The organism is Clostridium sp. DJ247, from assembly GCF_014231265.1.
Map to the genome: position 1 here is coordinate 1 of NZ_JABAIW010000034.1, position 12811 is coordinate 12811.

At 29.7% G+C, this 12811-nt stretch carries 14 protein-coding genes; 6 read left to right on the top strand and 8 right to left on the bottom strand.

What is annotated here, in order from left to right; all coding sequences use genetic code 11:
- Positions 1-212: 212 nt before the first annotated feature.
- Positions 213-1745 (top strand): methyl-accepting chemotaxis protein, encoded by a 1533-nt coding sequence (locus tag HGI79_RS13980; protein WP_185651313.1) that lies wholly within the window; start codon positions 213-215, stop codon positions 1743-1745.
- 245 nt (positions 1746-1990) lie between these two features.
- On the opposite strand, the gene HGI79_RS13985 is transcribed toward HGI79_RS13980, so the two are convergent.
- Entirely contained in the window at positions 1991-2365 is a 375-nt protein-coding gene (locus HGI79_RS13985; protein WP_185651314.1) for a hypothetical protein, read from the bottom strand.
- 193 nt (positions 2366-2558) lie between these two features.
- Here HGI79_RS13985 and HGI79_RS13990 point away from each other — a divergent pair, with 193 nt between their 5' ends.
- Positions 2559-3728 carry an iron-containing alcohol dehydrogenase gene (locus HGI79_RS13990; RefSeq protein WP_185651315.1) on the top strand — a complete coding sequence of 390 codons (1170 nt, stop codon included), beginning with the start codon at positions 2559-2561 and terminating at the stop codon, positions 3726-3728.
- Positions 3729-4073: 345 nt separating this feature from the next.
- Here HGI79_RS13990 and HGI79_RS13995 read toward each other — a convergent pair whose 3' ends face one another.
- The 6 genes from HGI79_RS13995 to HGI79_RS14020 all read right to left on the bottom strand — a co-directional run bounded on the left by HGI79_RS13995 (position 4074) and on the right by HGI79_RS14020 (position 10102).
- Entirely contained in the window at positions 4074-4769 is a 696-nt protein-coding gene (locus HGI79_RS13995; protein ID WP_185651316.1) for a response regulator transcription factor, read from the bottom strand.
- Positions 4770-4785: 16 nt separating this feature from the next.
- The gene (locus HGI79_RS14000) at positions 4786-6222 is read right to left on the bottom strand and encodes a cell wall metabolism sensor histidine kinase WalK (RefSeq protein WP_185651317.1); all 1437 of its coding nucleotides are present in this window, start codon (positions 6220-6222) and stop codon (positions 4786-4788) included.
- Between the two features lie 9 nt (positions 6223-6231).
- Complete coding sequence (locus tag HGI79_RS14005; RefSeq protein WP_185651318.1) at positions 6232-6984, bottom strand: ABC transporter permease; 753 nt, start codon at positions 6982-6984, stop codon at positions 6232-6234.
- Positions 6971-7696, bottom strand: a complete 726-nt coding sequence (locus HGI79_RS14010) for an ABC transporter ATP-binding protein (RefSeq protein WP_185651319.1) — start codon at positions 7694-7696, stop codon at positions 6971-6973. Before HGI79_RS14010 ends, HGI79_RS14005 begins: the two co-directional genes overlap by 14 nt.
- 334 nt (positions 7697-8030) lie before the next feature.
- Positions 8031-9272 carry a hypothetical protein gene (locus tag HGI79_RS14015; RefSeq protein WP_185651320.1) on the bottom strand — a complete coding sequence of 414 codons (1242 nt, stop codon included), beginning with the start codon at positions 9270-9272 and terminating at the stop codon, positions 8031-8033.
- 212 nt (positions 9273-9484) lie between these two features.
- Positions 9485-10102 carry a TetR/AcrR family transcriptional regulator gene (locus HGI79_RS14020; RefSeq protein WP_185651321.1) on the bottom strand — a complete coding sequence of 206 codons (618 nt, stop codon included), beginning with the start codon at positions 10100-10102 and terminating at the stop codon, positions 9485-9487.
- A 205-nt stretch (positions 10103-10307) separates the two neighbouring features.
- Between HGI79_RS14020 and HGI79_RS14025 the strand changes: the two genes are divergently transcribed.
- The 3 genes from HGI79_RS14025 (at position 10308) to HGI79_RS14030 (ending at position 11719) form a co-directional block, all read left to right on the top strand.
- Positions 10308-10760: a flavodoxin family protein gene (locus tag HGI79_RS14025; RefSeq protein ID WP_185651322.1), complete on the top strand. Its 453-nt coding sequence runs from the start codon at positions 10308-10310 to the stop codon at positions 10758-10760.
- Positions 10761-11111: 351 nt separating this feature from the next.
- Positions 11112-11246 (top strand): DUF6713 family protein, encoded by a 135-nt coding sequence (locus tag HGI79_RS23700; RefSeq protein WP_395939549.1) that lies wholly within the window; start codon positions 11112-11114, stop codon positions 11244-11246.
- Between the two features lie 269 nt (positions 11247-11515).
- Positions 11516-11719, top strand: coding sequence for a DUF6483 family protein (locus tag HGI79_RS14030; protein ID WP_185651323.1), 204 nt, complete (start codon positions 11516-11518; stop codon positions 11717-11719).
- Positions 11720-11880: 161 nt separating this feature from the next.
- Here the strand turns inward: HGI79_RS14030 and HGI79_RS14035 are convergent, their stop codons facing one another.
- Entirely contained in the window at positions 11881-12066 is a 186-nt protein-coding gene (locus HGI79_RS14035) for a hypothetical protein (RefSeq protein ID WP_185651324.1), read from the bottom strand.
- Between the two features lie 256 nt (positions 12067-12322).
- Between HGI79_RS14035 and HGI79_RS14040 the strand changes: the two genes are divergently transcribed.
- Entirely contained in the window at positions 12323-12808 is a 486-nt protein-coding gene (locus tag HGI79_RS14040; RefSeq protein WP_185651325.1) for a GNAT family N-acetyltransferase, read from the top strand.
- Positions 12809-12811: the final 3 nt, after the last annotated feature.

A 12811-nucleotide genomic window follows, 5' to 3' on the forward strand; every position in this document is an offset into this window, starting at 1 on the left:
ATCTATTATATATTATACCAAAATTTATTATAAAATAAAGTGGTTGTTTAAAAAGTAAAATTTTATTATATTTTGTCTATTTATTAATTTACTTTTTTGTTTTACAGTATATAATATAGTTATAATAAAAATATAATTAAACTTTGTGAGTTTGAATTACATATTGTAAAATGCAACTAACTAAATACTCGAATATTTTTGGGAGGTATAATATGGAAATTGAAGAAAGTTCTTTGATAATTTTTCAAAAAAATTTGCTTAAGTTTATACTTGTTATTTATCTATTAAGCTGTGTTTTATCATTTTTGTTTTTTGGTACATTAAAGTTATCTGGGCTTAATCCTAATATAAATACAACTTCTTTAGTGATCCTTGGAGTACTTATTGTGATTTATGCAGTATTGTTTCATATATGTTATAAATCCACAGTGAAAAACAGTGGATTTAACATAAAAGCATTTAACGTGACAAAAGCCGTTGTTTTATTGGTTACTTATGGTCAGTATTTATTTTTAAACTTTACAATGCCTTCGAAAGAACTGTGGCCTGTAATCTTCTTTTTTGTTATTCTAGGAGCACTATTCTTTGATATAAAGATGGTTGCCGTATCAATAGTTTTAAGTATTTTATGTGAAATCATAGTGTTTTTTAGTAATTCTTCAATTATGCCTGATAAACAGATGCTTGCAGCTGAGTTAAGTATAAGAATTGTTGTTATTGCTTTAACTCTTGCAGGAATATTTATGATTGTATATTTTTCCTCCAAGCTATTAAAAGACATTAGTATTAAAGAAATTAAACTTAAAAAAGATAATGAAAAAATGGTAAGTATATTTAAAAATATATCCGAGTTTTCTGAAATTATTTTGTTATCAAGTGAAAATTTGAGTACAGTTATTGAAGAACAGACAAGTTCACTTCAAGAAGTTTCAGAAGCAAGCCAAGCTGTATCTAATGATTCAGGGCAAATGTTGGATAAATCAAATAAAAATAAAGAGATATTGAATAATTTATTAAGTGCTAATGAGATAGTTACCAGTAAAGCCAAGGAGAGCGAAGAAAAAACAATAGAACTTATTAATATGACGGATAAGGAACAAAAATCTTTAAATAATACTCTTTCAATCATTACAGATATAAAGGACAGTATAGAAGCTACCTTTCAGTCTACAAAAGTGTTACAGAAAAAATCAAGTCAAGTGGATGAGATATTAAGTCTTATTGGTAGTATATCAGAACAGACAAATCTTCTTGCATTAAATGCATCCATTGAAGCCGCAAGAGCAGGTGAATATGGTAAAGGCTTTGCTGTTGTAGCAGAGGAGATAAGAAAACTGGCTGAGAATACAAAACAATCACTAAATGAAATAGGCATAATAATAGAGGAGTTAAAGAATAGAATTTATATGGTTGAAGAACAAATGACAAGTAATAACCAAAAGGTCAAAATGGGAAATAATTTACTGAATGAAACTGTTGAAAGTTTAAATAATATGCGCTCTCATTTAAGGGAATTTAGTAAAAATATTCAACATATTAGTAAAGCTGCTACTACTTTATTGACAGAAACTAAGGCAGTAGTTGAATTCAATGAGGAGGTAGCAAGCGTTACAGAAAATACAATATCAAAGTATAGCACTGTAACAGAAGAAATAGGACAAAGTGCATCAGCTAGTGAAGAAATTGAATCAAGTATAAGCGAACTTAGAGGAGTAGCTATAGAGATGAATAAGCTGATTGAGTAGAAATGTTTAATAGGAAAAAGCTTCACCAAAGGTGGAGTTTGTTTATTCAAAAGTCTACGATATACTTCTTATAGTAAATTAGTGCGGCTGAGCAAGAATGTGTAATTTAATAGTTGGAAAGGTTTAGAGTTAAATTATTTTAGATTCATGTGCAATAACAATAAATGATATGGAATTTAAAAAAGGAGCATTGAAAAAAATCAGCAATATTGGGCTAAATATTGCTGATAAATATATAATTTACATTAGGTTCTACCTTTAAATTCGGTACCACATTTTTTACAGGTAACTGTAACTCTGCCTTTTTTCCTAGGCACTCTAAGTTTTTGAGAACAACTTGGACACTTAAATATTTTATACTTTCTAAAATCACTAATTTTTATTTTAAGTTTGTAAATTTCTCTATTTATAACAAGAAGAAAATCTTCAAAGGCATGTAATTCTTGAGATCTCTTGTATTTATTTTTTGAAACACATCTAAATACAGCATATGTTATTAATATTATTCCCGCAATTGCTGTAAGTCTAGTACCTAAACAAATTAATCCAATAATTAAAAGATATTTTGATAGCTTATCCCATCCATAGGAGCCATTAAAATAATGAGAAAATCTGTTCAATTGCAGCACTCCTTCATATAAAATATTATTTAAAATCATAATTAGATTATCATATATATATAATTATGATTCAAGAAAACATTTTGTTAATTCACTAATTTTAAAATATAATTATTATAGGTATTATCTACAACTTAAATTTGCACCAGTGGGTATCTAGATGTGAGAACTTAAATTTTATAGGAGGGGTATTATGGAGAATTTTACGTTTAAAAGTGCTACAAAAATTATATTTGGTAGAGATACTGAAAATGTTGTTGGTAGCGAGGTTAAAAAATACTCTACAAAAGTGTTACTTTGCTACGGTGGAGGAAGCATAAAAAGAAGCGGACTGTATGATAACGTTTTAAAGTCATTAAGTGAAAATCAAATAGAGTTTGTAGAACTTTCGGGTGTTAAGCCTAATCCAAGACTAGGTCTTGTTAAGGAAGGTATAAAATTATGCCGTGACAACAATATTAATTTCGTTTTATCTGTTGGGGGAGGCAGTGCTGCAGATACTGCTAAGGCAATTGCGGTTGGAGTTCCTTATGAAGGAGATGTATGGGATTTCTACTCAAAGAAAGCTGAAGTTAAGGAAGCACTGCCTATAGGAGTTATTTTAACTATACCTGCAACTGGTACTGAAGCCAGCAACAGTTCGGTTATTACTAAGGAAGATGGATGGTATAAGAAAGGACTTAGTTCAGAATATATTAGGCCAGCCTTCTCCATACTAAATCCAGTGTTAACCTACACATTACCAGCTTATCAAACTGCTTGCGGTGCAGCTGATATTATGGCACATACAATAGAGAGATATTTTACTAATGTTGAGAATGTAGATTTTACTGATAGATTATGTGAAGCAACCTTGAAGACTATTATAAATAATGTTCCAATAGTTCTTGAAGATCCAGAAAACTATGCTGCAAGAGCAGAGATTATGTGGGCAGGGACCATAGCACATAATGATTTGTTAAGTACTGGAAGAATAGGAGACTGGGCATCACATAAAATTGAACATGAATTAAGTGCTATATATGATATTGCACATGGTGCTGGACTTTCAATTATTCTTCCAGCATGGATGAAGTATGTTTATAAACATAACATCAATAAATTCGTTCAGTTTGCAGTAAGAGTATGGAATGTAGATTTATCCTTCCATTCACATGAAGCTATTGCATTAGAAGGAATTAAAAGAATGGCAGAATTCTTTAAAAAGATTGGTCTTCCTGTTACCTTAGAAGATGCAAATATAGCAGAGGATAGATTTGAGGAAATGGCGGACAAATGTACTAAATCGGATGAAATGAAAATTGGAAACTTTGTAAAACTAGGAAAAGAAGATGTTATAAATATATATAAGCTGGCAAAATAACTTACATTATAGATAACCACGCCCGAAATTTAACTTATACTCCGGCATATGTTGCCAAACTTCAGCACGTTAAAAACTTTTAATCAGTCTAAAGTTTGTGTTTAAGAAAATCTAAGAACCTCATATAAACTCGCTGCACTCAAACATATATAAGGTTCTAAGATTTTCTAAAACACTTCACTGAGACTGATAAAAAAGTTTTTAAATGTGCTTCAGTTTTGGCAGCATATGCCTACGTATAAGTTAAATTTAAGTTGTGTGTATCTATATTAAAAAGCAAACTGAAAAGTACTTATAAAAAATAAAGCATCCAAATAATAATTGTGTTTTAAAAGTTAATTAAAATTATACTCTAAGCCTATACCCAGCACCCCAAACAGTTTCAATATATTGTGGGTTAGAGGGAGAGGATTCTATCTTTTCTCTCACTCTTCCAATATGTACTGTAACGGTAGAAGTATCTCCAAGAGCATCAAGACCCCAAACCCTTTCAAATAATTCCTCTCTACTAAATACCCTGTTAGGATTTTCCGCCATATAAAGTAATAGATCAAATTCTTTTTGTGCTAAATTTACTTCAGAACCATTTACGAAGGTTTGTCTTGAATCCTTTGTTATTTCCAGACCTCTTATTGATATTATGTTACTTTTTGTTTTTGAAGCAAATTTACTTTTTATTCTCTCGTAATTTTGAATATGAGATTTAACTCTGGCAACTAGTTCACTTGGACTGAAGGGTTTGGTAATATAGTCATCAGCCCCAAGATTGAAGCCTTTAATTTTATCAATCTCTTCTTTTTTTGCAGAAACCATTAAAACTGGTATGTCTTTGTCAGCTTGTATACTTCGTAAAATTCTAAAGCCATCAATCTTAGGAAGCATAACATCAAGAATTAATAGGTCAAATTTATCTTCTTTCATGGTATTTAATCCTTTTACACCATCTGTACATATAGTAACTTCAAAGCCTTCAAGCTCTAAGTAATCCTTTTGAAGCTCAGCAATACTTAAATCATCTTCAACTATTAAAATTCTTTTCATAGTACCCTCTCTATTTTTAAGATATTTTGGCTAGTGATATTATTATACTCGTACCTTCATTTTCGTGACTTACAGCCCATATCTTACCTTTATGTCCTTCTATAATTTGTTTTGCAATGGCAAGTCCTAGTCCACTTCCTTTAGTCTCACTCCTAGCAAAATCTGCTCTGTAAAATCTATCAAATATCCTATTTATATGATTTTTATCAATGCCTGAACCGTTATCTCTTATGTCAATAATAATGCTAGAATTAGTTTCTCTAAGCATTATAGTTATTTGTCCTTGCTCTTTATCCATATATTTTCGGCAGTTATCAATAATATTTGTTATAACCCTTCTCAATCTTTCTCTATCAACCATAAGAAATCTTGATTCTTTTAAATCATTCTTTAAGTTAATATCTATATTATATTTTTGGAGCTCAGGTGCACTTTCATGAACACAATAATTAAAGTATTCAACAATATCTGTTTTTTCATAATTAAAGGGAATTTGATTTAAATCTAATTTAGAGTATAAAAGTAAATCATCAATCATAACATCAATTTGTTCAGCTTTTGAATAAATAGTCTTTAAATACCGTTCTACTTTTTCAGGAGTATTTGCTACACCATCTAAAATTCCCTCCACATATCCCTTTATAGAAGTTATGGGTGTTTTCAAATCATGAGATATACTAGAAACTAACATCTTTCTGTTATCATCATATTTTATTTTTTCACGAACAGAATTCTTTAATTTTATCCTCATTCCTTCAAAATCAGCACACAGTTCCTTAATTTCCCTGTCACCACTTTCAATAATTTCAAAGTTTAAATCACCTCTGGTAATTTCTGCTGTAGCTTTTTTTAGAAGTGATATAGGATTTAATATCCTCTTTGAAAACAGGTAGGACATAAGTATGTTAACTGCTATAAAAGAAATAAAAAATACACTAACAATAGTTATAATAAATTTTTCGAAAATACCTGTTTCTTTCCCTACGGGTGCTAATGATATTACATTGCCTACAGTATCATCTTTAAACTTAAGGGAAGTGGCTTCCACCATATAAAAAATATTGTTGATTTTTACGGGCTTTTTATTAGCTTTAATTTTTGCTTGTTCTAAACATTTTTCTATATCAATTTTATTTATATCTTTTGAGGAAAATATAATATTATTATTTTTAATAATTATAAGTTCTCCATTTATAATTGAAAGTTTTTCATATAAATACTCTTGAAATCTAACATCCTCAATATCTTCAGCATTGGATTTTGACACATCCTTTATTATGTTTAATAATTCTGATCTTATAGCTACAAGCCTTTTAAAGTTATCATAATTTAGATCTGTATTAAAAACCTTTGAAGATACAAATATAAATATAAAAGCAGTTAAACTTACAATAATAAATGGAAGTACAACAGTTACAGTATTAGAAATAATTAGACGTTTCTTTATATCCATTTCATCACCTTAAAAATCTTTTTTATCAAATAAATAATAGCTCCCTGTAAATAGTAGTATAGCATAACTGCACATCATCATAAACTGACGAAAGATTTTTAAGAAGGAGATATTGTCCATAATCCATAGAGTATACCAATCCATCATAGTTGTAAAAAGCACGCCAGAATAACTTGAAAAAATAATTCCTAGTGTTTTAAAAGTAATAAAAAGGACAATGGATACAAAAAATACACCTATTCCACTTCTTAATATATTTGTAAAGAATACAATAATTAATGACAAAACCATCATAGGCATTAATGTTACTACATAAGAAATTAATATTCTAATGATAGCTTGTAGGGTAAAAGAATTTGAATTAAAAATAAAACCTGCTATGGTAGAAAAAATCATTAAAAATAGAAGATTAGCTAGTATAAATAACATTATAGCAGTTACCTTTGCAGTAAAAAATTTTAACCTTGTAATTGGTCTTGTAAGTGCAATTTTCATAGTGTTTTGAGAAAATTCTCCAGAGAAACTATCTATAGTAACAAGGGCAGTAAATAAAGGGAGAATTGTGTTAACAACTACAGAAAGCACAAGTATAGGAAACTCCGTACTGGAAACCCCACGTAATCCAAAACCACTTCTTAAACCAATAATAGAAATTTGCCCTAGTATAATGAAAATAAGAGACACTGTTGCTGCCACTAAAACCTTCTTCTTTTTATATAGCTTTTCCATTTCATTAATTAGAGCTGCTTTAAATCCTACCATTTCTCTCCACCTCACTAATAAAATAATTTTCAAGAGAAGCATAGTTGTTTAATATGTTTTTAGTAGTATCCACATTAAGCATTTTTCCATTATACAACACACCAATGCGGGTACAAGTAAGTTCAACATCATGGATAAGGTGGCTTGAGATAAAAAATGTGGTTCTCTCTCTCTCAGCAAGATCTTTTATAATGTTTCTTACATCAATCATCCCTTCAACATCAAGGCCATTTAAGGGTTCATCTAAAATAACTACTTCAGGCTTTGATAAAATTGCAGCGGCAATTCCCAGTCTTTGTTTCATTCCAAGAGAAAATTTTCTTGGCTTCTCGTTTTTATATTTTAAAAGTCCTATAAGCTCTAAAACTTCTTCAATTCTTTTATCGTCAATATTTTTATAATACCTTGAAAATTGCTTTAAATTTTCAAAAGCTGTTAAATAGGGATAGGACTCAGCGGTTTCTATGATGCAGCCCACTTTCTCCATAGCTTGTTCAAACTCTTCTGAAATACTGTGACCTAGAATTTTAACATCACCGCTGTCCGGTTTTATAAGTCCAGTCATAATTTTCATAGCAGTAGTCTTACCAGCTCCATTAGGACCTAAAAAACCAAAAATATCACCCTTATGTATATCAAGGTTAATATCTGATATGCCTCTTCCATTCTTGTATACCTTGGAAAGACCTTTAATTTCAATAACCTTCTCCATTTATATACCTCCAAAACTTAGTGTAATAGAATCGTTAAAATAACCTGCTGGATAGAGGATTCTTAGGTGGAAACTTAACTTATACGTAGGGATATATTGCCAATACTGAAGTCACATTTAAATATTTTTTATTAGTCTTAGCGAGAATTTGAGAAAAATCTTAGAACTTTAGATATGTTTGAGGTACGAGTTTATCAAAGTTCTTAGATTTTTCTCAAATTGGAGCTTTAGACTAATTAAAAATATTTAACGTGACGAAGTATGGTAATATATCTCGGAGTATAAGTTAAGTTTCCACCGTACGTCCTCTACACAATACCGGCAAGTTACTTTATTAGTTGAACACTCTACTGTATTGGTCGTCAAATAACAGATTTCCATTCCTGTTTTCATTTATGTTAAAATATATTTTTGCTGAATTTGGGGGAATAGATAAGTTACCTTTAACACCATTGTCAGAAGAACTAGTACCACTAAAAGGTACATTAAAAGGATCTTTGTCAAATTTTCCGCTAAAACTAAACTCCTTTTTATTAGTGGAATAGTCTTCATAACCCTTTGCATATTCTTCGTGATATTTTCCACTAATACTCTTATCATCTATTTGTTCAATGTCTATAAATCTTTCGCCTATTTTTTGAAACTTTCCTTCTTTTTCAATTAAAATATCTGTTTTGTATTTTCCAATATATTTTTCAGGATTTGATAACTTACTATAGTCCTTTTGTATACTTTTTTCTACTTTCTTTCCAGAAAGGTCAGGTTTTTTAACGGTAGTTGAGTTAACATCAGTTATTTTTATTAATAATTCAAAGGTTAAATTATGTTCTTTACTATCATCATCTTTACCAGAAAGCACTCCTGTTCCAAGAATACTTTGGATTAATCCATCTTTGTTTATTACCATAGTTCCCTTAACTTCTTTTACAAATATATCCTGTGTTATTTTGGGCATGTTGTTTTCGGTGTTAGGTCTATTACCAAATGTATTCTTACACTGAAGAGATACTGCAGCATTTACTAGTGCAGGAATTTGTGCTTCACTTAGAGAACCATACAACTCCTTGCTTCCATCTGGGTTTTGAGTAACTACAACAGAATCTTTTAAATTGCCTACAACAGCATCTGCTATTCTCTCAATATCGCTAGCTTGTTTTTCTTTAAAAGGGTTTTTAAAAGATGAAATTTCACGAGGGCTTGTATACTCATTCACGTAATAAACGTTTTGTTCATTGTTGTGAGTTATAAAGCCATTTTTGTCCTCATAGTGATACATTTCTCTCTTAGTTGAGCCCTCCATGTTTGTTGATGTATTTTCTTGAGCTTGATTTTTTACATCAAATTTGTTCAACGAGCTTTGAGAAGAAACAACAGTTCCGTTATCCTTTATAACAAAGGATATATCTGCAGTATAGCTTGAAAGTTTAGTAGTACAGCTTTCCGCTGTATATTTCAAAGAATCCTTAACTTGATCATAGCCACTTTTAGATACCACTTCAGCCATAGCAGTAGTGGCAAACATTACGGTGCCTACAGCGAAACTTAAAATCATTGCTGTTTTTTTCTTAAATTTCATTTTATAGCATCTCCTTTTAATTTTAATTTTTTAATGAAGGCCTTTCATAATTCTATTTTAAAGTGGGTATCTCTATTTTCTATAAACTAAATATAAACAAAGTATAAACTTTATACATAAAAACAACTTAACTTTGAAAGTTAAAAATAAGGTAAAACTGCATGCTGCCTAGTGAGTTAGGTAACATGCAGTCTTTATTGGTAACTTATTAATCATTCCTTATATAAATAAGTTAATAATAAATTTGTTAACTCATTTATTAATCTACTCTCATCAATGTCTATATGTGAAAATCTAGTCATGCAAATGGTGTTGTCTATGCATGAATATATTATTAATGAGGCAGCCTCTAGATCTCCTACTTTAATATGGTTTTTCCATTTTACTAAATATGAATGGATTTTATCTATTATTTCCTTTTCTCTTAAGACTATAATATTATTAATTTCCTCATCTGAATTCCTCATAATAGTAATTTCCTTATGTAGTTCCGGAGAAAGGTTATGTGCCTTGAAAATCTCTTTAATTAAATTATGGAAAATTTCTCTACTGCTTGCATCTGTTATAGTTTCTATTTTATCCAAATTAGTCATATTGGTATGAACATCTTCACAAAGAACACCAAGCATTTCCATAAACACTGCCTTCTTATCTTTGAAATAAGCGTAAAAGCTGCCAACAGAAACACCTGCTTCTTTAGCAATTTCTTTTGAATTGGTGTTATAGTATCCCTTTGTAGAAAATAGTTCTATTGCAGTTGATATTATTTTATTTTTAGTTTGTTTGCTTCTCTCCTGCTGAGGAGTTCTAGTATCATTATTACTGCTCATGTTATCTTCCTTTGCTTTGTATTAATACTTGTATAATATCATTTCTAAGCATAAGTTTCAATAAATATGAACTATAGTTCATATTTTTATTGACAATGTGAACTATGGTTCATATAATAAGTTTATGAATATAATACTAATGCTGGCATAGGTTGTAAAACAGCCATTTTATAAATTATTTAGTTAAATTTAGGAGGGGATGACCTTGAAAACTTTAATAATCTATACATCCGTGCACCATGGCAATACTGAGAAGATAGGAAAGGCAATGGCAGAGTGCTCAAATGCAGATATAATTGAAACAAATGATGTAAATGTAAATAATTTAAGGGACTATGATTTAATAGGCTTTGGCTCAGGTATATACAAAGGTAAGCTGCATAAAAATATTATTGATTTAATTGACAAGTTACCAGTTTTTCACAATAAAAAAGCATTTGTTTTTTCAACAAGTGGACAAGGAAAAACTAAATATAATAATCTTGTTGAAAAAAATTTAGAAGAACATGGCTTTGAAGTTATTGGTAGTTTTGCATGTAGGGGTTATGATACTTTTGGACCTTTTAAATTAATAGGAGGAATAGCTAAGGGCAGACCAAATGATGACGATTTTAAAAATGCCAAAAGTTTTGTTGAGGAACTTATAAAAAAGGCTTAACAATTATGCTTCACTAAAAGATTATTCTATAAGAAAGATATAGTTTATCCGACGACTACCCGCTCTAATACTCCCATCTTTATAGTAAACTCCTCTTCAGAGGAGTGCTCACAGAGTAAGCGACCATATGAAAATCACAGATTTTGTATGTCTGCTTAACCGATTCGCACAAAATCACAGATTTTGGCTCTCTGCTTAACTGGGAGTAAAGAGCGGCTACGTCCATGGATTCGTTCAACTAAGAATCAGATGGGATTAAAACCCCTCTGATTCAAGTTACACTTTCTCTTTCAATAGGTATTCTGGTGGATGATTCCATAGTAGTATTGGAAAACATACATATATATAATTATTTTTCATGCTATAATTCATTTTTTGTTTAGAAAAAATGAAAATAATGAGCTTAATAATCTGTTTTCTAAATTCATCATTTACGCTATGGGGTTAATTTCCATAGTACATATAATTTTGTTTTCAATACTTTAGATATGAACACTTTGCAGCGAAACTTTTGCTATTCAGCAATGAAGGGGGGGTAAACCTCTCTTTTATTATGTTTCAAAGTTAATGACAAGTTACAATAAGACAAATTTAGATAAGGTTATATACCTAATAATACATTCATTAGAAGAGTTATACAAAGAAGGTGTAATAAGTTAATGTATTAATTTATTAAATTTAATAAGTTAGTTCTGATTTATTTATGTAGGTCGTCACCACCAATAGATATTAAAAATTTAAAGAAGGTAAGATTTATGGATATTGAAAAACTAACAAGAGGTATTGGCAAAATAGGCGCAAAGATTTTATTTAACAAAGAGGAGAAAAGTAGCGATAAAATAGATTTAAACCAAATGAGTTCAACAGATATAGTGCCAGCAATATTAAAACGTCTTGTATATGAAGGCGAATATAATAAGGCTGAAAATATGCTTTTTAATGAATTAAATAAAAACTAAATTTCTGCAAGGTATATTTCAATAAATTTTGACAATAGTAAATAAAATTTGTTTAATTTCTTAAATAATATGTTATAATATAAATAAAGGAAGCCGTTAAGGTTTTATGTTGTGAATGTTTTTGAGTTATAAAAATGCATTGCTTGGCGAAGGGTGCATTTTTATTTTTTTGAGTTTTTATTTTCATCATTGTCTATAGTAATAGCGATCTCATTATTCAAGTCTTTAAAGCTATTTTTAAATTTCAAAATAGCTTTATCTTTTAAATATGCTAGTATAGCAAATATAGCTACTATACTAACTATACAAATGCATACCATAGCCGTAATGATTATAGTATCACTCAAATACGTGTCACCTCCTTTGCTGTCAAATTCCCTAACGACTTCCTTGGTAAGAGATATTCCTGGGAGGTAACTACCTAAAAACATTTTATTCTCTTGAAAATTATTATACCATAAGTTGATATGAGGAACATAAAAAAATATATAGTATTAATATAAAAAGAAAGCAGGATGTTTTTAGTTGAAAACATATTAATTGAGAGGCTCAATAGAGAAAATATGAACATAAACTTACTTTCAGTTAGGGGGGAACAATAATATGAATCTTACTATTAAAAAGTTTAAAGACAGTGACATAAGTGAAATTCATTATATATGGAATAAGATTATAGATGAAGGTGAGAGTTTTTTCTGGAAGGAAAAATTTTCAGTTGATGAGATTCTAAATATTTTAAAAAATCAAGATGCAGTATATTGTGCAAAGGATTGTGAAAAAATAATAGGCTTTTATATTTTACATGCTAATTTTCCAGGAAGAGGAAATCATATCTGTAATGCTCTTTATGCAATAGAGAAAAGTTATCGTGGTAAAGGCATTGGTAAGATACTTGGCGAACATTCAATGAAAATTTCAAAAGAACATGGATACAATGCTATGCAGTTTAATTCAGTTGTTTCAACTAATATTGCCTCTGTGGCTTTATGGGAAAGTTTAGGATTCACTCGTGTGGGCCAAGTAAAAAATGCATTTATTAAAGATAACAATGAGATAGTAGATATATACATATACTACAAGATATTATAACTG